Source organism: Altericista sp. CCNU0014, assembly GCF_044923475.1.
Classification (GTDB): domain Bacteria; phylum Cyanobacteriota; class Cyanobacteriia; order Thermosynechococcales; family Thermosynechococcaceae; genus JAAURS01.
The window spans coordinates 315,829-335,977 of sequence record NZ_CP137338.1; the positions used below are offsets into that span (position 1 = coordinate 315,829).

At 50.1% G+C, this 20,149-nt stretch carries 18 protein-coding genes; 10 read left to right on the top strand and 8 right to left on the bottom strand.

What is annotated here, in order from left to right; all coding sequences use genetic code 11:
- The first annotated feature begins 59 nt into the window (after window positions 1-59).
- Both R6H26_RS01610 and R6H26_RS01615 read left to right on the top strand, forming a co-directional pair.
- Window positions 60-932 carry a transglutaminase family protein gene (locus R6H26_RS01610; protein WP_404787756.1) on the top strand — a complete coding sequence of 291 codons (873 nt, stop codon included), beginning with the start codon at window positions 60-62 and terminating at the stop codon, window positions 930-932.
- Entirely contained in the window at window positions 929-1,654 is a 726-nt protein-coding gene (locus R6H26_RS01615) for a peptidase (protein ID WP_404787758.1), read from the top strand. Before R6H26_RS01610 ends, R6H26_RS01615 begins: the two co-directional genes overlap by 4 nt.
- 16 nt (window positions 1,655-1,670) lie before the next feature.
- Here the strand turns inward: R6H26_RS01615 and R6H26_RS01620 are convergent, their stop codons facing one another.
- Complete coding sequence (locus R6H26_RS01620; RefSeq protein WP_404787760.1) at window positions 1,671-2,792, bottom strand: succinylglutamate desuccinylase/aspartoacylase family protein; 1,122 nt, start codon at window positions 2,790-2,792, stop codon at window positions 1,671-1,673.
- A gap of 154 nt (window positions 2,793-2,946) precedes the next feature.
- Between R6H26_RS01620 and R6H26_RS01625 the strand changes: the two genes are divergently transcribed.
- Entirely contained in the window at window positions 2,947-4,023 is a 1,077-nt protein-coding gene (locus R6H26_RS01625) for a Rieske 2Fe-2S domain-containing protein (RefSeq protein WP_404791175.1), read from the top strand.
- Here R6H26_RS01625 and R6H26_RS01630 read toward each other — a convergent pair.
- Both R6H26_RS01630 and R6H26_RS01635 read right to left on the bottom strand, forming a co-directional pair.
- Window positions 4,013-4,879 (bottom strand): fructosamine kinase family protein, encoded by an 867-nt coding sequence (locus R6H26_RS01630; RefSeq protein WP_404787762.1) that lies wholly within the window; start codon window positions 4,877-4,879, stop codon window positions 4,013-4,015. The two genes, R6H26_RS01625 and R6H26_RS01630, sit on opposite strands and share 11 nt — an antisense overlap.
- A gap of 140 nt (window positions 4,880-5,019) precedes the next feature.
- Window positions 5,020-5,250 (bottom strand): Calvin cycle protein CP12, encoded by a 231-nt coding sequence (locus tag R6H26_RS01635; RefSeq protein WP_404787764.1) that lies wholly within the window; start codon window positions 5,248-5,250, stop codon window positions 5,020-5,022.
- Between the two features lie 819 nt (window positions 5,251-6,069).
- Between R6H26_RS01635 and R6H26_RS01640 the strand changes: the two genes are divergently transcribed.
- Complete coding sequence (locus R6H26_RS01640; protein WP_404787765.1) at window positions 6,070-7,173, top strand: glycosyltransferase family 4 protein; 1,104 nt, start codon at window positions 6,070-6,072, stop codon at window positions 7,171-7,173.
- The gene (locus R6H26_RS01645) at window positions 7,170-9,110 is read left to right on the top strand and encodes an ABC-F family ATP-binding cassette domain-containing protein (RefSeq protein WP_404787767.1); all 1,941 of its coding nucleotides are present in this window, start codon (window positions 7,170-7,172) and stop codon (window positions 9,108-9,110) included. The genes R6H26_RS01640 and R6H26_RS01645 overlap by 4 nt, the downstream gene beginning before the upstream one ends.
- Before the next feature lie 10 nt (window positions 9,111-9,120).
- Here the strand turns inward: R6H26_RS01645 and creD are convergent, their stop codons facing one another.
- The gene (creD, locus tag R6H26_RS01650) at window positions 9,121-10,464 is read right to left on the bottom strand and encodes a cell envelope integrity protein CreD (RefSeq protein WP_404787769.1); all 1,344 of its coding nucleotides are present in this window, start codon (window positions 10,462-10,464) and stop codon (window positions 9,121-9,123) included.
- Window positions 10,465-10,571: 107 nt separating this feature from the next.
- Between creD and R6H26_RS01655 the strand changes: the two genes are divergently transcribed.
- Complete coding sequence (locus R6H26_RS01655) at window positions 10,572-11,330, top strand: alpha/beta hydrolase (RefSeq protein ID WP_404787771.1); 759 nt, start codon at window positions 10,572-10,574, stop codon at window positions 11,328-11,330.
- A gap of 16 nt (window positions 11,331-11,346) precedes the next feature.
- Window positions 11,347-11,697, top strand: a complete 351-nt coding sequence (locus R6H26_RS01660; RefSeq protein WP_404787772.1) for a GIY-YIG nuclease family protein — start codon at window positions 11,347-11,349, stop codon at window positions 11,695-11,697.
- A 221-nt stretch (window positions 11,698-11,918) separates the two neighbouring features.
- On the opposite strand, the gene R6H26_RS01665 is transcribed toward R6H26_RS01660, so the two are convergent.
- Complete coding sequence (locus R6H26_RS01665; RefSeq protein ID WP_404787773.1) at window positions 11,919-13,166, bottom strand: cation:proton antiporter; 1,248 nt, start codon at window positions 13,164-13,166, stop codon at window positions 11,919-11,921.
- A gap of 172 nt (window positions 13,167-13,338) precedes the next feature.
- Window positions 13,339-13,509 carry an NblA/ycf18 family protein gene (locus R6H26_RS01670; RefSeq protein WP_404787775.1) on the bottom strand — a complete coding sequence of 57 codons (171 nt, stop codon included), beginning with the start codon at window positions 13,507-13,509 and terminating at the stop codon, window positions 13,339-13,341.
- A gap of 259 nt (window positions 13,510-13,768) precedes the next feature.
- Here R6H26_RS01670 and R6H26_RS01675 point away from each other — a divergent pair, with 259 nt between their 5' ends.
- Both R6H26_RS01675 and R6H26_RS01680 read left to right on the top strand, forming a co-directional pair.
- Window positions 13,769-14,650: a TIGR02587 family membrane protein gene (locus tag R6H26_RS01675; RefSeq protein ID WP_404787776.1), complete on the top strand. Its 882-nt coding sequence runs from the start codon at window positions 13,769-13,771 to the stop codon at window positions 14,648-14,650.
- 11 nt (window positions 14,651-14,661) lie between these two features.
- On the top strand, window positions 14,662-15,078 hold the full coding sequence (locus tag R6H26_RS01680; RefSeq protein WP_404787778.1) for a TIGR02588 family protein: 417 nt from the start codon (window positions 14,662-14,664) through the stop codon (window positions 15,076-15,078).
- Window positions 15,079-15,176: 98 nt separating this feature from the next.
- Here R6H26_RS01680 and R6H26_RS01685 read toward each other — a convergent pair whose 3' ends face one another.
- Window positions 15,177-15,359 (bottom strand): CsbD family protein, encoded by a 183-nt coding sequence (locus R6H26_RS01685; RefSeq protein ID WP_404787779.1) that lies wholly within the window; start codon window positions 15,357-15,359, stop codon window positions 15,177-15,179.
- 317 nt (window positions 15,360-15,676) lie between these two features.
- Between R6H26_RS01685 and R6H26_RS01690 the strand changes: the two genes are divergently transcribed.
- Complete coding sequence (locus R6H26_RS01690; RefSeq protein WP_404787781.1) at window positions 15,677-16,687, top strand: YegS/Rv2252/BmrU family lipid kinase; 1,011 nt, start codon at window positions 15,677-15,679, stop codon at window positions 16,685-16,687.
- 339 nt (window positions 16,688-17,026) lie between these two features.
- Here R6H26_RS01690 and R6H26_RS01695 read toward each other — a convergent pair whose 3' ends face one another.
- Window positions 17,027-20,143, bottom strand: a complete 3,117-nt coding sequence (locus R6H26_RS01695; RefSeq protein ID WP_404787783.1) for an MFS transporter — start codon at window positions 20,141-20,143, stop codon at window positions 17,027-17,029.
- Between the last annotated feature and the right edge of the window lie 6 nt (window positions 20,144-20,149).

Genomic DNA, 20,149 nt, shown 5'->3' on the forward strand with positions numbered 1-20,149 from the left:
AGCTGGGAGGATTGCTAAAATCGGCTGCGCGTTAAGAAGCAGTTAAAGCTGCTGTAGCTATGCAGATCCAGATCGGGTACGAGATTGTTTTCAATTCCCCTATTCCCATCCCAATGCTTTTAAAGCTGCACGTGCATCCTTCAGTTGCGGGCAGCATCTTAGAACCCGAGCAGCTTCAAACTTTTCCCCCCATTCCAGTACGGGAATTTTGCGACAGCTTTGGAAACCGATGCGTTCGGATTGTCGCGCCCGAGGGCGAGTTGCGACTTTGGAACAATGCAATTGTCGAAGTTGACGGACGGCCCGACCCGATAGACTGGAACGCTCGACAGGTTCCCGTGTCCGAGCTTCCCGAAGAAACGCTCCAGTACTTGCTGAGCAGTCGATACTGCGAAGTCGAGTTGCTGTCTCAAGCGGCTTGGACGCTGTTTGGCAACATTGCCCCCGGATGGCCCAAAGTCCAAGCCATCTGCGATTGGGTTCATTCCAACATTCGTTATGGGTACGAACACACTCATATTGGTAAGACCGCTTGCGGGGTTTATACTGAGCGTACGGGCGTGTGCCGCGATTTCGCGCATTTGGCGATCGCCTTTTGTCGTTCCCTTCATATTCCCGCACGGTATGCTATGGGATACTTGGGCGACATTGGCATCCCCGCACAGCCCATCCCGATGGACTTTCATGCGTGGTTTGAGGTCTTCTTAGGTGGCCAGTGGCATACCTTCGATGCCCGTCATAACACCCCTAGAATCGGACGAATCTTAATGGCCCGGGGCAGAGATGCCACCGATGCGGCCCTTACTACGTCCTTTGGGGCCGCCCAACTCGTAGGATTCAAAGTTTGGGCCGATGAAATACCTCTAGCCCCGGTAGATCCGCTGTCATTGGAAAGGCTGTCCCTAGATGCATCTTCGCTGATTTCGGTATGACTTACTGTCTTGGCATAACGACAAGCTCTGGCCTCATTATGGCAGCGGATTCTCGGACCCATGCAGGGGTTGATAAAATCTCTTCATTTCAAAAGCTATTTGACTTTTCTGTTCCGAAAGAGCGCGTTATTTTGATGTGTAATTCGGGCAGCTTATCCTTAACGCAAAGCGTTTTAACCATTTTTCGCCGAGATATTAAAGTCCGGGCCGAGATGAACCTACACGCTGGCTCGACGCTGTACGATGTTGCTTGCTACATGGGCAATACCATCCGTAAAATGCACCAGCAAGATGGGGCGTGGCTCAAGCAAGACGGGATTGACTTTAGCTGCCGGTTCATTCTAGGCGGCCAAATACTAGGAGAACCTCCAGAACTTTATCTGATCTATAACGAAGGCAACTTCATCCAAGCGACCCAGGCAACCCCTTTCTTCCAGATCGGAGAGACCAAGTACGGCAAGCCAATTTTAGACCGCACGCTCAGTTACGAAACGCCATTGGAGACCGCCGCCAAATGCGCGCTTTTGTCCATCGACTCGACGATGAAGTCCAATCTTTCCGTCGGCCCGCCGATCGATCTCGTGATGTATGAAGCCAATTCTTTTATCGTCCGGCACCAGTTAAAGCTCGCTGCGGATAATCCGTACTTGGTCAAAATGAGTGCGATCTGGCAAAGCGCGCTCAAGCAAGCGTCCGAGCAGATGCCTGAAATTGAATGGTAGTCCGAGGCGTTTGGCCTTAGAAGGTCGCTAAAACATATTCGCCCGTATTGACGGCCTGATTGGAGGCGAGGTCGTAAACAATGCCATCTCGTTCTGCTACGACCTCAATCTGGGTCGGGCAGTAGGACTGCTTGTTAAAAATCAGCAGTTGATAAAGAACTTGCCCTTGCTGGACGGATGTCCCTAACGCGACTTTTGGATAGACCATGCCTCCGTAAGGTGAGTAATATTTTTTGACCTGGCTGGTACGGGTCAGATACATCTGCTGTTTTGAGATGGGTTGGGGTAAAACGACGCCTTGTACGATCTTTTTCTGGATCAGATAGTTTTGAAGCCCCAAAACGCCTCGATGGACTGAAATCGGATTCATCTGCATGCCCGCTCCTAACTCTAGCGTCCAGGCTTCTAAGTCAAATCGAAACTCGCGCCCGAGTTGCGCGAAGCACCGCTCTAGGGCCAACCAAGGCTTTATAAACGCTTCATCGAAGGCATCGCCGTCATAGCGATCGAGCAAAATACCGGAATCCAATCCAAAGAGCTTTGCGCTATCTTCCCGCCCAGAGAAATAATAAAGGTAATCCAACCCTTGATTGGAAGTGCTGTGCAGGTCGATTAAATAGTTGGCATCCAAGCACAACGACTGGAGGTGAAAGCGGTAATGCTCCGACAGCGGAGCGCTAGCTGGCGATCGCAGTTTATCCCTCAGTCGGTCAAACTGGGTTTGGATCCGTGCGCGATAGTGCCGCTGCACGGTTTCCGCATCCAGATGGAGGTGAGATCGAGCGAAGTCGAGCAGATCCTCTGTTTCTTTTTCGTAGTCCCAGAAAATCCGATTCCAGTCTTTGCCGTCATAGGGATTGAAGCGCCCCGTCGAAAAATAGTGCGATCGCTGGTTGGTGGCCAGTGGATTACAGGCTGGAACGATCCAGATTTCCCCGTTCAGTTGGTGGGGTTCCAGGGGTGTAAGCCATTTTAAGAGCTGGTGAATGACGGCATTTCCGACAATTTCTGCCCCGTGCAGGTTCGCTTGCAGGTAGACTTTAGGTCCGGTTCCACCTTGAAAACGGTAGACCTGGAGGGATAACACATCTCCCGAGGCAAGCTGAAGAATGGGGATTGAGGTAATATTAGGCTGCATTAGGTTCTAAACGCGCATAAACTCGATCCTGACACTTCATAGGGTTCCTGCAAACCATGAGATCTCAATTGCAGGCAATTTTGCCTTTATCGTAAAGAAAGGCGGCAATTCTTCTACAGTCATACGTTTACAGTTATACGTTGGACGAACCGTGATGGAGCTGGCAACTACTTTAACAACCCAGACCGTTCGTAATGCGATTCGAGAGGTGGGGATCGATCCCAACCATTGGTATGCCGTGGGATGGTCGGACTCGCTGAAGCCAGGACGGGTTGCGCCCGTGGTCTTGTGGAATCAGGCGATCGCCCTCTACCGCGCGACCGACGGTCAACTCCACGCCCTAGAGGATGTTTGCCCCCATCGCGGCATTGCACTGCACAAAGGCAAAGTCCGGGGATGCACCTTGGCCTGTGCTTACCACGGCTGGGAATTTGACGGTACCGGGGCGTGCGTCGGTATTCCATACCTGCCCCCAGATCAAAAGCTACCGCCTGCCCGAGCCCGCAGCTATCCAGTTCGGGAAAAATACGGGGTGATGTGGCTGTTTCCTGGAGATGGAGAACTGGCCGCGACAACCCCGCTCCTAGACATACCGGAGTACGGTCAGGCCAATTTGCTCATGATTCCCATCACGGGTCACTTCAAGGCCCATTTTTCGATCTGCAACGAAAATGCCATGGATGTGTTTCACGGGTTCCTGCACCAAGAGCTTCAAGGTTGGTTCGATCCCGTGTTGATCCACCTTAAAGAAACTGAAGATGCGGTGGTGGCCGCATACAACGTGTCCTATAAAGGCCGGATGGCGAAGTTTTTAGGGCTCAGCCAAGATGCCCGTGCCGTTACGACCCTGCCCATTTCCATCGAATATCGCTACCCTAACTACTTCACCTCCCTCCAGGGGATTTCATCGCTGTATCTCCTGCGATCGCCCGTTGGCTTGCAAGAAAGCCGCTCCTTCGCGCTGTTCTTTTTTAGAGTAAAGCTGCCGCAGTGGTTGCTCGATCTGGTGCGACCGATGTTGGTACCAGTGTTGCAACGGTTTTTCCTCCAGCGGTTTCTAGCCCAAGATGTAGAAATGATGGAGAGCGAGCAGCGCACCTATACACAGGATCCAACTCGCCGCTACTTAGAAATCAACCCTGCCATTATTGCGCTCCAGCGCTTTACCGTCCGCCAGTACGAGAAATACCGCGCGCAAACTGCAAAATCAGGCCGATCCACTAACGGATGATCTGCTGTATCATTTGCTCGGCCTGGAGGCGGTAGCCGCCCCCAAATAAATTGAAGTGATTGAGGATGTGATAGAGGTTGTAAACCACTTTGCGCTCTGCATATCCCGGCTCGAGCGGCCAAACCTCCCGGTAGCCTTCGTAAAATCCGTAGGGGAACCCTCCAAACAGCTCGGTCATGGCTAGATCGACCTCGCGATCGCCCCAATAGACAGCCGGGTCAAAAATGATAGGCTCCCCTAGGACGCTAAACCCCACATTGCCAGACCATAGGTCGCCGTGCACTAGCGAAGCCGCCGGAGCGTGTCCCAATAATTTAGGGAGTGCGGCAAAGAGCCTTTTTAATTGTGGAAAATGGGTTCCTCGCTCCCGAGCCAACTGGAGTTGATAGTCAATTCTGTGTTCTGTAAAAAACGCAGCCCAATCCCGAGTCCAAGGGTTGGGCTGCGGCGTACTGCCAATGGTGTTGTTGCGATCCCAACCAAAGCCTTTCGCGCTCGTCGTGCGGTGCTGTAGGGCCAATTGGCGACCCAAATTCATCCACCCCGAAGCGCTGCCGCGCCCCGACTCGATCCATTCCAGCACGATATAGCTGCTGCCCTCAGCCGCACCCCAGCAAACAACTTGAGGAATGCGGACGCTGCGAGCCTCAGCCAACTCCTGAAGGCCCAACGCTTCAGCCTCAAACATGTCGACCTGACTGGCCTGATTCAGCTTTACAAAATACTGCTGCCTGCTATCCTTGTCGTCGATGCAAAACGCCTGATTGATGCTCCCGCCGCCCACCGAACGGCGACCTCCCAGGCGAAAAGGAACCCCGCCCGCGCGCTGAATGTGTCGTTCGATCTCCTCCCACATCGTCCGGCCTTATTGCAGACATCTTTTAACAATTGCATCATTGCATCAAAAAAGCCGTGGGGGAAATCGCATCGCCCCCACAGCCTCAACCTTGAAATTCAACCTCTAGCCATGGAAGAGATAGCGGTCTCAGACCGACCTTAGTCTTCGTATAGACGGCACTCTGCTGCATCTGGATTGTCGTCGCAGTATTGCTGCAAAGATGTTTTGTGTCCTTCATCCGTCTTAGCGCGTTGGTGGGATGCCTCTGCAGACAGTTCTTCGAGTTCGTCGTACGCTACCGCACAGGCACTGGAGTCCGAACCTTCCGTGGCGCAGACCTCGCGAGCTTGCAACCTTGCCTCTTCAATTTTTGTCTGGATATCGCTCATATGTTTGATTCTCAACAACTGTCGCCAACCTGAACTTAAGCTAACTAAGCTAACACTGGTACTGGAGTCTAGCTTAAATCTGAGCTAAACGGTTTTAACTTCTTCCTAGTCTAGCTCGACATCGGTATCACCGCAGAAGGACGGGCGACAGCATCTTCAAAATTAATGTTGTAAAGGGAAAATCGACTGTTTTAAGCGCGATCTTGCACCCTTTGGCCCTGGAGCTACGCCATAAATTGGGCAATCGTTCCAGAAAAATCCACAAATCTTTAAAAAGTATCGACGTTTCCTAAAAACTCGGACTACATTGTAAATGGGAATACCGTTCCCGATAGAGGGGGGTGCTTATACTTTTGTCTATCAACCAGGACGGAAAAACAAATGTCTAAAATTTGCGACGATATCAATCAAACCGATCAAATTCGTTTTTGGGTTAGCGAGTTGACTGCGCTGTCTCCAAAACAGGTCGATTCAGTGATAGAAGTGCTGAAAACCCGGCAGGTCAGAACTTTGGAACGAATGGCGTCTTGAGCACCACCGCTCTTCTAGTGTGTTCTCCTTCTTCTTTTTTTTTGAAATTTTTGGAATTATTGATAGAGAAACAACATTCGATGGTTGATCAATTAGTTTTTGTTATCTGAAGATTCAGGATTTTTAATCGCGCAGTTTTGCAAAGAAAAACTTTTGTAGCAACCGATACTAAATTCATCCATTGTGTAAAAATTTAATATTTCTGAAAGACTCGGGTGCGAGCCCGTTCGAGGAGAGACCTTGAAACTCTGTTAGACTGCGGAAAGAGTTTCAAGGTTTCTCTCCGTTTTGGGTAAGACGATTTTACAGAAGCCGATTCGGCTTCTGTTTGTATCTACTTCGGTAGGTCCCTTAGGGTCTGGTGAAGGAGGCGGGGTAGAGCTAACGCTCCTGAACACCGCAAGGCTGATGGTAGATCGGGGGCACTCTTTAGAGATTGTTGCGCCTAGGGGATCTGAGTTGGCTGGTTTTAGGCTGACGGAAATAGATGGCGCGCTTCAGGTTCCGGCTCAAACCTTATCTCGCGACCTCCCGATTGCGATGCCCAAAAACTCAGTCCTGGAGAACATGTGGGCCTACGTGCGGCAGGTGCAGGGGCAGTTCGATCTCATCGTCAATTTTGCCTATGACTGGCTCCCGTTTTATCTCACGCCATTTCTAACGACGCCTGTCGCGCACCTTGCGAGCATGGGGTCTTTGACCGATGCAATGGACGCTGCGATCGAGCGCGTAGCGGCTCGGTATCCTCACGCGGTTGGGGTTTATACTCGCACCCAGGCTGAGACCTTTGTTTTTGCAGATCGCTGCACGATGTTGGGGAGCGGATTGGATCTGTCGCTGTACGACTATTGCGAGGTGCCAGACAATGCACTGTGCTGGTTGGGCAGAATTTCGCCGGAAAAAGGTTTGGAGGATGCGGTTGCTGCGGTGCAAACCACGGGAATTCCGCTCAAGGTCATGGGACGGGTTCAAGATCGGGGCTACTTCGATCGCATTTATCGAGATTTTCCCCACGCACCCTTCGAGTATTTGGGATTTTTCGATACAGCCGGGATGCAGCAGATCGTGCGGCAGTGTCGCGGGTTGCTGGTGACGTCCCGTTGGGTGGAGGCCTTTGGCAACGTTTTAATTGAGGCGCTAGCCTGCGGCGTGCCCGTTATTGCCTATCGTCGCGGCGGGCCGACGGAAATCGTCAAAGATGGTAAGACGGGCTGGTTGGTCGAGCCGGATAGTGTAGGGGGTTTGATCGCGGCAATTGCAGCGCTGGATCGAATCGATCGCAAAGCCTGCCGCCTGCAGGCGGAGCGAGAGTTTTCTCTGGGTGCTTTGGGCGATCGCACAGAAGCTTGGTTTGATGCTGTGTTGAAATCTTGGCCGAGGGGAGACGAATGAGCGTTATCACACTGCGATCGCTCCAAAAGGACTTTGGCATTAAGGAAATTTTGCGGGATGCCAGCTTTAGTCTGGAGCCGACGGATAAGGTGGGGGTGATTGGCACCAACGGATCGGGTAAATCCACGCTGCTGAAAATGATGGCGGGTCTGGAGCCAATTGACGGTGGGGAGATTTGGGTCAATCCGAGTGTCAAAATCGTGTATCTGCCCCAGCAGCCCGATCTAGAAGACGATCGCACAGTGCTCGATCAGGTGTTTGCGGACAGCGGCGAACAGGCCGACCTCGTGCGCGAGTACGAAACCCTATCGGACAAGCTGGCCCACGGTCAAGGCGATCTCGATCGAATGATGGCGCGGCTCTCGGACGTAACGCACCGGATGGATGTGACCGGAGCTTGGGAGCTGGAAACGAATGCCAAAATTATTTTGACGAAACTGGGAATTGAAGACTTTGAGGCAAAGGTGGGCAGTCTGTCGGGCGGCTATCGCAAGCGGATTGCTTTAGCGACGGCGCTGCTATCCGACCCCGACGTGCTGCTGATGGACGAGCCGACCAACCATCTAGATGCGCTTTCGGTGGAATGGTTGCAAAGCTATCTGAAGCGCTTCCGGGGGGCGCTGCTGCTGATCACCCACGATCGCTATTTCCTCGACCAAGTGACCAATGGCATTGTGGAAATCGATCGAGCCGATCTCTACACCTACACCGGGAACTATTCCTACTACCTAGAGAAAAAAGCCTTAGCAGAAGAATCCGTTGCGAGCACGCAGCGCAAGCACGCGGGCGTTTTGCGACGAGAATTAGAATGGCTCAAGCGGGGTCCCAAGGCCCGCAGTACCAAGCAAAAGGCGCGGATCGATCGCATCCGCGACATGCAAAACCAATCCTTTAAGCAGGGGCAGGGCAAGGTCGAGATTTCGACCCTGGGGCGGCGCATTGGCAAGAAGGTCATCGCGCTCGACGGGATCGGGAAAGGATTTGAGGGGCGATCGCTCATCCGCAACTTCACCTATGAATTTAGCCCTGAAGACCGCATCGGCATCATTGGCCCCAACGGAGCGGGCAAATCCACCCTGATGAACATCATTACGGGACGGCTCGAGCCAGATGAAGGCACGGTCGAAATTGGCACGACCATTGAGTTTGGCTACTTCGACCAGCACTCCGACGATTTGAGTCTGAATCCGGACCAGCGGGTTATCGATTACCTCAAAGACATTGCGGAACTGATTACCACCTCCGATGGCTCGGTCATTACGGCCTCGCAAATGCTAGAGCGCTTTTTGTTTACCCCCAACCAGCAGTACGCGCCGATCCAGATGCTCTCCGGGGGCGAAAAGCGGCGGCTGTTTTTGCTGAAAGTGTTGATGGCCGCGCCCAACGTGCTGATTCTGGACGAGCCTACCAATGACTTAGACGTGCAGACCTTAGCGGTCCTGGAAGATTACCTCGAAGACTTCAACGGTGCGGTCATCGTCGTATCCCACGATCGCTATTTTCTCGATCGGACGGTAGATACGATTTTTGCATTTCAGTCCGACGGGACCCTCAAGCAATATCCTGGCAACTACTCGATTTATCTGGACTTCAAGAAGGCAGAAGACGATGCCGCTGCGGTTCGAGAAAAGGCGACAGCTGTCCCTAAAGAACCCGCAATCGCTGAATCTGCTCAAGCCAAGGTTTCCGAACCTCAAGCGCCGCCCGCTCGCCCATCTCGTAAGATGTCCTACAAAGAAAAGCGAGAGTTAGAGCAGTTAGAGGTTCGGATTCCCGAAATGGAGGCAGAAAAGGCCGCCCTTGAGAAAACGCTGTATGACAATCCGCCCTCTGGCTTTACAGAGGTCGAGCAGCTCTCGAAGCGGTTGGCGGAATTGGACGGGGCGATCGAATCCTCGACGGAGCGCTGGATGGAGCTGTCAGAATTAGCATCCTAGCTCCTGAGGTTTAAGGCAACGTTGGGGGCGTGCCGGAACGATTGACATTAAACCAATCAACCCGGCGCGTCAGATACATCACGACTGCTAAAAAGCCAAACAGACCGATGGAGCCAATCAATAACGAATAATCTTGGTTTGCCAGCACGACGTAGAGATAGCTGTAGAGGGCAACTTGCATCGCGCCGATCGTACTAGCCCGCTGCTTTGCCCGCAGAACTGCCACCGAGTAGGCGCTAATCGTAACCACAACTGCCGCGCTGGCAATTAGGTAGGCAATATTGAACCCTAAATGCTCCGATAGCGCGAGCTGAAGTAAATAAAACAAGCTCATCGCAACCCCCACCAACAAATATTGAAGGGGATGCACGCGTAGCTGCACGATGACTTCAAACAACCAGAAGGTGGCAAAGGTGAGGACTAAGAATAAGAAATTGTACTGAATGCTACGCGAAGCCATTCGGTAGTTGTCCACGGGCGAAATCAAATCGACGCCGAAGACAGAAGCCTGAATCGTCTCTGGCCGCACGGGATTGTCTTGGTTCCACTGTTGAGCGTAGTTCCGGCCCAAAGATGGAATGTTCCAGGTCGCCTCAAATCCTTTATCCGTGACAGAGCGCCGATTGGGGAGCCAAAGTCCTTGAAAGCTCGGGTCGCGCCAGTTGGATTTTAGGCTGACTTGAGTGACTTCGCCGAAGGGTGCAAAGGAAAGGCGTTCGCTGCCGTTCAATTTCAAAGGCACTTCAAACTGAAAGGTATTTCCGGTCATTTGATTCTTGAGACTGGCGTGGATGCCTGGATTGCTACCGCCTTTTCCTTGCCCCGGCGCAAACGCAATCTGCTGTTGATTCCACGTCAGTTTGGCTTGATTTTGAATGGCATGGGCGTCGGAAATTTGCAGGTTCAGCTCGGCGCGATCCCAGAGGATATCTTCTGGACGAACGCCCCAGTTCGATAAATCCGGGCGCTGAAACCGACCGCGGAGGGTGACGTCGGTTTTGTAAACCGGAACTTCAAAAATGCCGCGATAGCGGGTTTCGCTGTCCATGACGCCAGAAACATCGAGCGTCTGGGGCAAGAAAATCCCCAGTTTGACCTCCGAGCGCCTGCTATTGCCCGACTGAACTTGTCTAGTGTAAGGCACGACCAGTTGCGGGCCAATTATTTTTTGCTGAGCGCCCCACTTAGTGGTGATGCTGCTAATGGCCTCTTGGCGAAGATTTTGGCGATCGCCCACTAACCCCTGCATCATGGCCGTGGGAATTTGCAGCATCAATATGAGAAAGGAAACGAGCAAAATCCTGACGAACTGAGAATTCTTGATTTGCTCGAAAATCTTTAGCAGGGCTTCCATGAATGTTTGCAATTGTAAGGTTGAAGGAATGTCATCCGCCTTTAGACGCAGCTTTGGGTTAAAAGTTACGGTACGGTAAAGATCTGTATCCGCAATACCGTACGGGAATGCTAGAAAACAAACCTTTTTTACTCCCAGGAAGTTCGACCCACGCCTGTTTGCTCTTGCACGGCCTCGGAGGAGGAGCCTACGAGATGCAGTGGCTCGGCCAACACCTGAATACCCTTGGGTTGACGGTCCAAAGCGTTTTGTATCCGGGACACGATCGCCCCGCCAAGAAAATGCCGCGATCGTGCTGGCAGGACTGGTACGCCCACATCCTAGAAAATTACCTGACCCTCAGCCAAAACTACGAGCGGGTGTCTCTGGTTGGGTTTTCGACGGGGTGCTTGCTGGGGCTAAACCTCGCCATGCATTACCCTACCTTTAAGCTGGTGATGATGGCGCCCTATTTGGGTTTGAAGTACGAATGGTACTACGGGTTGCCCCTAGAAACCTATATCAACACGCTGGGCTACTTGATTCGGGACGTTCCTCGGCTGCGCCTGCCGATTTCTGACCCTGCCATCGAAAAACTGGCGCGGAAAGCCGTATTTTTTAGCACCTTCAATCTAGATGCAGTCCGCAGCGCGATCGAGCTGATGGGTCAGGTGCAGCCCAAGCTATCTACGTTGCACAACCCCCTGCTGATCGTGCAGTCGCGCAAAGATACGGTAGTGGATCCGAACAGTGCGTCTTTGCTGTACCAGCAGATTGGCTCGACGGATAAGCAGATTCTCTGGCTGAAAGACTCCGACCACATTATTCCCCTCGACCGGGAACGGAATGAGGTATTTCGAGCGGTAGGCGAGTTTCTAGTGCGATAGGGGTTCTGACTTGGAAGTGTCTGTTTCAGGAAGAGAGGTTCGTCAAATCGCCATGGACGATGGGCCGCCGACAGAACTGCATTACGTCTACATGGCCCGGTGTACCAACGGCGCGCTCTACACGGGATACAGCAAAAACGTCGAACGGCGCATTGCCGCTCACAATGCCGGACGGGGAGGGCGATATACGAGGGCGAATCGACCGATAGAGTTGTTGGCTTTCTGGTCGTTTCAAACGAAAACCGAGGCATTACAGGTAGAGTATGCCATCAAACAGCTGCCCCGGCCCAAAAAGCTTTTGCTCTTAAACGACCCTCCGATTCTCCTCCTGCCCGTCTCATCCCGTCCTGCGATTGAGGAGCCATAGGCGGTAAGCGGTCTATCGGGAGGGCGATCGCCCAGGGAGAAAGGAGCGTCCCGCTACCGGCCAACCCTAACTTAATTGCGTCGCGTCGCATCGTGTCAGTGCTATAGATGCTATTTTAGGATTTTTCAACTGTTTGAGAGCTTTACATTTTTTGACAACTCTGTCTTTCAGAAAAGGCCCTTTGTCGCATGACAGCACTTGCTAAAAACAAACTTTAAGGCCTATTCCCGAGTTGAAAAAATCCTCTTTTTCAGTCTCAGCATTTTCTGCTCGTACCAAGTCATCAGAGGCGTCGCGCTGATTCCATGGAGAACGATCGAAATAGCGACCGTAAAGTAAACAACCCAGCCCACTTCTTCTCCAACCTCTCCAGACAAGCCTTTCCCAAAAGCGTAGGACAAATAGTATATAGATCCGAGTCCTCTGATCCCCAACCAGCCGTACAGCCAACGTCTGGTTGGCTGCAACGAGCTACCGACGGTACTGACCCAAGTTCCAACAGGTCGTATGACAAAAATGAGCAGTACTGCAACGAGAAAAATTTCGCCAGAAAATCGAATCATAGGTTCGACTCGCAGGGAAGAGCCGAGCACTAGAATGATGCCCACTTCCATCAACTTTTCAATTTGTTCGGAGAAGTCGAGTTGAGAATGATAGGTTTCAGGGGTAACTTGATTTCGCTGTACGACCATCCCCGCGACGAATACAGCTACAAATCCATAGCCGTTGACCATTTCTGTCAAAGCATAGGTAATCATGACCATGCTAAGCGCGATGAAGTCTTCCATGAGTGCATTTGCTGACTTCAACCGCCGTAATTTTCGATGAATCAAAGTAACCAATTGCGCTACAAGAATTCCCATTACAATGCCAGCAGCGATCGCCCAAAATATATCGACTAAAACCCATTGTCGGAACCAGTTCTGCCATTGAGGATCTTCTATTAAATAAATTCCAAAATATACGAAAGGAAAGGCCAACGCATCGTTTAAACCGCCCTCAGAGGTCAACCCAAAGCGAAGCTCGTCGTGGTCTTCAGCATCTGACAACTGAATTTCTGAAGCGAGTACCGGATCCGTTGGCGCTAAAATTGCGCTCAGAAGAATTGCTGCTCCCCAAGGTAGTCCTAAAAAAACGCGCCCCACAATTGCCAGCGCAAGAATGCAGATCGGCATCAGAAGACCGATCAGCCGGATAGTAGAATTCCATGCCCTAAACTGGAGCGGGCGGCTCATCTTAAGACCGCAACTAAATAAAGAAATTAAGACGGTAAACTCTGCAAACCTTTCTATAACCTCAGCTTGAGGTCGCACGTTGACTACGTGAATACCATAAGGACCGAGCAGGACGCCAACGATTAAATAAATTAACGCGTAGGAAAAAGGTAACCCACTAATCCACCCCGAACCTAAGGTTACAAACAATAACAGTAAACCCACGATGAGGAAGCTGATAATATACGTATCCATACAAAATTTTGTTCGCTTGTTGAATACTGTTGTTCTAGGAAAGAAATTGATGGGTTTGAAATGTAGGCAAAGATGATTGCATTTTTTGTCCGACAAAGTTGATTTGCGATGATATCAAAAAAAGCTGGGCTTTTGGGATGCCCAGCATTGGTTTGATTAAAATTGGTTTGACTTAGAAAGAATGTTTAAGCATTTGCTTGAATAAATTATCCTTTACCATAGATTGACGGAGAACCTCAAGCAAATAATCCTGTGTCTCTTGCAAGCTAAGGTGTTTAATTTGTTCTCCATAGACTACTAAGTTGAACTCTTGCTCGAAGCTCAGTCCGCTATCACTTTCCATAATTTTTCTCCAGACTCTATTCTAAATAAAAGGTAAGCCAAGATTCGCTGCTAAAAAATGCTCGCTATTTCGCAAAACTAATTTGTATAGATGTAACTTATTTCTAAATTTAGCTTGTAAATTATTTTTTTGAATCCATCTATAGTTTATATTGTTTTAACTTTACATCCTCCCATGGATGTATACCTAATCTTATAAGGAGTCCCTTAAGATTAGATCTCTAGTCAGTTTGTTAGGTTGATTTTTGGCCTATAAGTTTATGCCAATCGACAAACAGCGCCGTCAAAATTTGTGGCGAAACGAATTGAGCGATCTGGTGAGAGGTATTTCGGGAGGGTTTCTGTTTGGAATACCCCTGCTTTATACGATGGAAGTTTGGTGGGTTGGGTCTTCAGCAGAACCCCCGCGTTTGTCGATCGCGATTGCCTTAACCTTTAGCATTGTCTTTTTATTGAACCAAACCACTGGATTTCGCAATACCGTTGATGTACGGGTCAGAGATACTTTTATGGACAGCGTTGAAACGCTCGCCCTCGGTTTGCTCTGCACGACTTGCGTCTTAGTCTTGTTTCAGGAAATTACTCTTAGCACGCCCCTTGGCGAAGCACTGGGAAAACTGATTTATGAGAGCGTTCCTTTTTCCTTAGGTGTGGCGCTCTCCAACCAATTTCTCAGCGACAAATCGGGCGACAAGCAAGATTCGCAAGAAGATCGGTCGAAGCCCAACAAGCGCAAACAGGAACTCAATGGTACGGTTGCGGACATAGGTGCTACGGCGATCGGAGGAATCATCGTTGCGTTTAGCATTGCCCCTACGGATGAGGTTCCGATGTTGGCGGCGTCAACCTCAGGTCCGTGGCTGCTGGCTTTAACAATTGCTTCGCTTTTAATCTCTTATGCAATTGTTTTTGCTGCAAACTTCTCTAATCAGTCAAAACGACGACAACAGCAAGGTGTTTTTCAGGACCCCTTCAGCGAGACGGTAGTTTCTTACCTTGTTTCGCTAGTAGTCGCAGCAGCAATGCTGTGGTTTTTTGACACGGTAAGCTTAGACGATCCGTGGTCTACTTGGCTCAGTCACACGCTGATTTTAGGTTTGCCGGCGACCGTTGGCGGTGCAGCTGGTAGGTTGGCAATATGAGGTTAATAGAAATGAATAGATCTTCGGAATTAACTCAGGATCGGTCCCGATCTGGGCGATCGCCAGCGGAATGGTTTACCTTTAGCGTTGCCACTGCAATTTTATCGACAGTTATTGGGCTCGTGCTTTACGTATGGTTGGGAAAACAAAGCCAACCTCCGATCCTATCGGTTACTCTTAATAAACCCGTTCGAGCAGCGAACGGACAGTTTTACGTTCCGTTTGTGCTTGAGAATAAAGGAGGCGAAACAGTGGAATCGGTGCGCGTTAACGCTGAGTTGAAAATTGCTAGTAATGCAGCTGAATTGGGCGAGCAAGAATTTGATTTTCTATCGAGTGGGGAAACAAAAGAGGGTGCTTTTATCTTTAGTCAAAATCCTAATAGCGGGATTGTATCCCTACGGGTTACGAGCTACAAACTTCCATAAAGGTAAAAAGCGTGTCAATAAAAACTGACCCATGCATCTCAATTAAAATTCCCGGCCAGCCTGAACTCAGGCTGGCCGGGAATTTTAGATGTTAAGAATTAGTTAACAGCTTTCTTTACTTCGTCTTTGATATCTTCAGCTCCGTGACGGACCTGACTTTCAGCCTGCTTGGCTTTGCCTTCAGCTTGATGTTCGGGATCTCCCGTTACGTTGCCGAATGCTTCTTGAGCTTTGCCTTCAACGTTTTTTGCAGTAGCCTTTGCTCTATCTTCTAAAGACATAACGTTTTCTCCAATTTTGTAATAGAAAAACAAATTACAGAGGTTCGTTCTTCTATCATTGTGTTTTTACTACTTAACTGTAGCGAACAATACCTGCCAACGGTCTCTATCCATAGTGCGATCGATTGCAGTCATAGGTATAGTTTACGATAGAATAATATAGGCTTCGATCGGGAAAGACTGAATGGCAAAAAATACAAATACACCTAAACTTAAAGTACTATATGGCTGATGATTTTTTCGTGGATAAGATTTATCTCTATTAGCGCCTCAATCGTTTTCTAACTCTATCTTTTGGGATTTGACAAGGGATTTTTATGCAAGACCTTCCACAAAACCCCGAACTTCGCTCTGCATGCTTGATTTTTAATCCTGTGGCAGGTCAGAGCGACCCAGATCGAGATTTGGCTCAAATTCGAGCTATTTTGGAGCCTGGAATTGACCTCGATATTTGTCTGACGACGAAAGAAGTAGGAGCAGATTCACTAGCTCGGGCAGCGGTCGAGCGGGGCGTAGAGGCTATTATTGCCTCGGGCGGTGATGGGACGCTTTCAGCGGCTGCCGCAGCAGTTGTAGGGACTGAAATTCCTTTAGGTATCATTTCGCGAGGGACTGCTAATGCATTTGCTACTGCCTTGGGAATTCCCGATACGATTGAGGCCGCTTGTCAGACCATTTTGCAGGGTGTGACGCGAAAAGTAGATGCTGCTTATTGCAACGGCCAACCGATGGTTTTGCTGGCCGGGGTGGGGTTTGAAGCTGAGACAGTCGAGCTGGCCGATCGCGAAGCGAAGAATCGCTTTGGGATGCTGGCTTACGTGTTTGCAGGTCTCCAGCAACTTCAAAATTTGGAGCCGTTCGAAGTCAGTATTGAAACAGAAGAAAAAGTTATAACGGTTTCAGCTGCAGCAGTTACGGTTGCCAATGCAGCGCCACCTACTTCGATCTTAGCGCAAGGTTCCGCAGGTATTGAGGTCGATGATGGATTGTTAGATGTTACGATTGTTGCCCCAGCCACTAAGACGGGAGCAGTTGCCGCAGCCTATCATCTGTTTCAGTCAGCTTCTAGCGGCACCGCAACCGAACGGGATGACATTGGCTATCTCAGAGCGAATCGCTTTAAAATTATCGCTACTCCACCTCAAAAGGTCGTCTTAGATGGTGAGATGGCAGGGACTACGCCGATCGATGTTGCATGCGTGCCAAGGGGCTTGACGATTTTCGTTCCATCGCTTCCAGAAGTCGAGCCGATTGAAAAGCTGGAGGGATTACCCGATTTAGTCGTCGAATTTAAAGATTCATCTGGGTTTGACGAACTTCAGGTTTGACGGCGTTTAAGGCAATACTGTTCGGATAAGAGGCAAAAACCTTACACCAGCCCACGTTCGGCTGAGCGCGGTTCGGCTGAGCTCACCGTCGAAGCCTCACGTCGAAGCCTAAATCCCCCAATTCTGGGGGACTTTGAGTTCTGAACCCCCAAAATTGGGGGGCTGGGGGGCTGAGTGCAATGATGGATAGAACTTAACCGAACAGTATTGGATAGGACTTAACCGAACAGCATTGGCCTTTAAGGGAGAATGCTTCTCCGATAAACCTGTATGAAAATCAGTGCGTGAAAAAGCCCCTTTTTTAAGGGGCTTTTTCGCAAGCTTTAACGCTTTAAGTGTTTAACCGATAAAAGAACTCAGAACCCTCGCGCCAGAGACGCCTAGCGTTCCTGCTAAAGCTGATGCAATTAAAGAAGTTAGTGCAGTACCAAAAAGCCACCATGCTGCCGTGGCAGCTGCTTTCTGCGTTTCTTGAGCTTGCCGTTGGGCCTGCTCTTTTGCTTTCCTAAAGCGTCTTTGCACTTCCTGCTGAATCTGCTCTCCTTGACGCAGTACGTTGTTTCGCGTCTCTTCAATTTTGTCTAAAATCCGATTTGCATCTGCCTCAGAGATATCCTCGCGGGAACTCAACACTGCAACTAAAGTGCCCCGGTCGAACTGGCCCAGACGGTTCCTTAAGGCTTCGAATCCAGCTTGCGGGTCGTCGAATAGCGTGCGGAAATCCTCTTGAATGCTGTCATAGTTCAGTTCGGGACGCTCTAACGAATTGAGATAGTCGCGAATCTTAGCAAGCACGCTATCAATTGCAGATTGAATCGTTCTCTGGATATTCTGGACTTGTTCGACGAGCGATCGATAGGTAGATTCTATTTGATCTGCAATCCGATTGGCCTCTTCTTCCGTGATGTCTTGGCGTTGAGACAGCAATGCAACAAAGGTCGCGCGATCGAAATGCGAAACGCGATCGCCTAAGCTGCTAAGTCCCGCGCGGGGGTGCTGCAGGAGGAGTTGCAGGTCGCGTTTGATTCCTTCTGGATTGAGCTCTTCTTTGTCAGTATTGCGCAGGTAGCTTTCCAAATTCTCCTCGAAGGTAATGGCTCGCGCCTGTGCCCGACGCGCTAGGCGGCGCGGCGCTTTAATGATATCGCGAATGGCAGATTGGAGCCGATCGATGGTCTGGTTGACTTGTTCTTCCGTGAGGTCGCCTCGCTGGCTCAAAAGCTTGACCAAGGTTTCGCGGTCGACCTGAGAAAGGCGATCGCGGAGGGCAAAAGCACCCGCCTTCGGGTCGTCGAGCAGGGTTGTTAGATCGCGCTTGATACCTTCTGGGTCGAGCTCTTCGAGGTTTGTATCGCGCAGATAGTTGGCGATCGCCGTAGTGGTTTGAACGTACTGCTCTTTCGCTTTATCTGCCGCTTTGCGAGGTGCGTGCAATATGCTGTCTCGGACTGCTTCGACTTGATCCAAGACTTGATTGACCTGCTCCTCGCTCAAATCTTCCCGCTGACTGAGCAACTGCACTAACGTGTCGCGGTCAAACTGGGAAAGCCGAAATCTCAGCGCACTCAGCCCCCCTTGAGGATCGTTGAGTAAGATGTGCAGATCGCGTCGAATTCCTTCCGGGTTTAGCTCGTCTTTGTGAGTATTGCGCAGGTAGTTTTCGACTTTACCGCGCAGCTCTAGAGCGCTAGCTTTTGCTCGTTCTTGAAGATTTCCCGCTTCAAGCAAAACGCGGTCGCGCGTTGTTTCGAGCTGGCCTACAATCTGGTTAGTTTCTTCAGGGGTCATGTCCTGACGCTGCTGGAGTATTTGCTCTAAAGTCACTCGGTCGAATTGGTTGAGTCGATCGCGCAGCACGTCCGAGCTTTCCTCTGAATCGCTTAGAAGCATCCCAAACTCTCGCTCGATCGACTCGGGGTTGAATTCTTCCTTTCGAGTTGACCTCAAGTAGTTCTCAACGCGGCGTCGGAGATCTTGCGATCGACCTGCTGCCTCTGACATTTGTGCCACATTAAAAATTTCTTTCCTCGCTTCCTCAAGACGGTCGGCGAGTGCCTGAATCCTCTCTGGATTGAGATCGTTTCGCAAAGAAAGCGTATCGACAAAATAGTTACGACTGACTGACTCTAGTTCTTGGCGGATAGCCCCTGGATCGGCTTGAGGGTCGTAAATCACCTCTTTAAAGTGCTGCTTCACCGCTTCCTGGTTTAGTTCCCAAGCAGGGGTAAACAGAAGATAATGTTCGAGGTCTGTTTGAATGACACTGAAAGGCTTAGAACTTACGTCTAACGTTTGTTTGCCTGCCGGGCGCTCTCCTCCCAATACAGCGCCTTTTATTTTTTGAAGCTGACCTGAAACTTTTTCGACGTCTAAGTCAGAAAGATTGGCATTGCCCAACACTTGACCCAAAACCGCACTCAATCCAAATTGAAAGGCTTGACTGGTGAGGCTCGGATCCTCCTGGGAACCCTGGCGTACGAGCTGTCTCAATCGACTGACCAAGTCATCAGATTTTAAATCTTCTGACGTAACGGATTTGAGCAAACCAGTCAACTGACTGCGGAAGTCTTTTTTTCCACCTTTACCTGCAGTCTGTTTCCAGGTTGCATCGAGTTTGTCTGCAATTTGATTAATTTCTTTCTTAGACAGATCGGTTCGATCTTTGAGTAAATCTACAAAACTTTGTCGGTCTATAGACTGAAGCAGGCTGCTGTCACTCACATTTCTAAGTTCTGACTCGTCGATCAGCCGCTCAAACTGACGCCCAATCTTGTCGAGATCGAGATTGGGCACTGATAAGTTACTCAGAGAATTTTGCAGTGTTCTTCGAATGGTAGTGGGATCGAGCCCTGAGGTGAGCTCCCGACGAACGGCAGCAGCAATATCTTCCGCCGTAGAAACTGCCTGATTTTTTGCGATGTTGGCGCCCAATGCTGCCGTAGTCGTCCCAATAAGGCTCTGGAACCCTGAAGTTGCTGCGTTTATTACCGATCCGATTAAAGATCCTACAGCTGATGAGCCGAGCCATACGAGCAAGGAAAAATAGGTGGACCAGATAACAATTCCAATAATTGCTCCTAACAAGGTACTGGTGACTAAACTCAGTTTTACAGCTAGAAAGCAGGCGATGGAGAGCGCAATTGTAATCGTTACAAGCATCCACAGCCCTACTTTGGTCTCAATCGATCGAACTGTAGAACCAAAGCTTTCGGAGTCATCGTCTTTATCCGAACTCGAGCTTCCTCTTGGAAAAGTTATAAATGCTATGGACAAATTAGTCAGTAACAATTGAAACCCAAAGGTCATCATCAACCCTGAAATGAGAGCCACTAGAAACTGTGGGCCAGAGAAAACAGCTATACCTCCCCCAGCGGGAGCGCCAAGTTCGGGAGCGATCTGAGCGACGTACGGCAATCGATCGCTCAGATCGAGCAGCAATCTTAAATCGTGAAACATAGTATT

Excerpts from the sequence above, each read along its gene's own strand:
- R6H26_RS01625 (WP_404791175.1), top strand. The coding sequence starts at position 2,947 with ATGGAGCTGGCAACTACTTTAACAACCCAGACCGTTCGTAATGCGATT.
- R6H26_RS01635 (WP_404787764.1), bottom strand. The coding sequence starts at position 5,250 with ATGAGCGATATCCAGACAAAAATTGAAGAGGCAAGGTTGCAAGCTCGC.
- R6H26_RS01685 (WP_404787779.1), bottom strand. The coding sequence starts at position 15,359 with ATGTCTTTAGAAGATAGAGCAAAGGCTACTGCAAAAAACGTTGAAGGC.
- R6H26_RS01620 (WP_404787760.1), bottom strand. The coding sequence starts at position 2,792 with ATGCAGCCTAATATTACCTCAATCCCCATTCTTCAGCTTGCCTCGGGA.
- R6H26_RS01695 (WP_404787783.1), bottom strand. The coding sequence starts at position 20,143 with ATGTTTCACGATTTAAGATTGCTGCTCGATCTGAGCGATCGATTGCCG.
- R6H26_RS01615 (WP_404787758.1), top strand. The coding sequence starts at position 929 with ATGACTTACTGTCTTGGCATAACGACAAGCTCTGGCCTCATTATGGCA.
- R6H26_RS01630 (WP_404787762.1), bottom strand. The coding sequence starts at position 4,879 with ATGTGGGAGGAGATCGAACGACACATTCAGCGCGCGGGCGGGGTTCCT.
- R6H26_RS01680 (WP_404787778.1), top strand. The coding sequence starts at position 14,662 with ATGAATAGATCTTCGGAATTAACTCAGGATCGGTCCCGATCTGGGCGA.
- R6H26_RS01670 (WP_404787775.1), bottom strand. The coding sequence starts at position 13,509 with ATGGAAAGTGATAGCGGACTGAGCTTCGAGCAAGAGTTCAACTTAGTA.
- R6H26_RS01690 (WP_404787781.1), top strand. The coding sequence starts at position 15,677 with ATGCAAGACCTTCCACAAAACCCCGAACTTCGCTCTGCATGCTTGATT.
- creD (WP_404787769.1), bottom strand. The coding sequence starts at position 10,464 with ATGGAAGCCCTGCTAAAGATTTTCGAGCAAATCAAGAATTCTCAGTTC.
- R6H26_RS01675 (WP_404787776.1), top strand. The coding sequence starts at position 13,769 with ATGCCAATCGACAAACAGCGCCGTCAAAATTTGTGGCGAAACGAATTG.
- R6H26_RS01665 (WP_404787773.1), bottom strand. The coding sequence starts at position 13,166 with ATGGATACGTATATTATCAGCTTCCTCATCGTGGGTTTACTGTTATTG.
- R6H26_RS01645 (WP_404787767.1), top strand. The coding sequence starts at position 7,170 with ATGAGCGTTATCACACTGCGATCGCTCCAAAAGGACTTTGGCATTAAG.
- R6H26_RS01655 (WP_404787771.1), top strand. The coding sequence starts at position 10,572 with ATGCTAGAAAACAAACCTTTTTTACTCCCAGGAAGTTCGACCCACGCC.
- R6H26_RS01610 (WP_404787756.1), top strand. The coding sequence starts at position 60 with ATGCAGATCCAGATCGGGTACGAGATTGTTTTCAATTCCCCTATTCCC.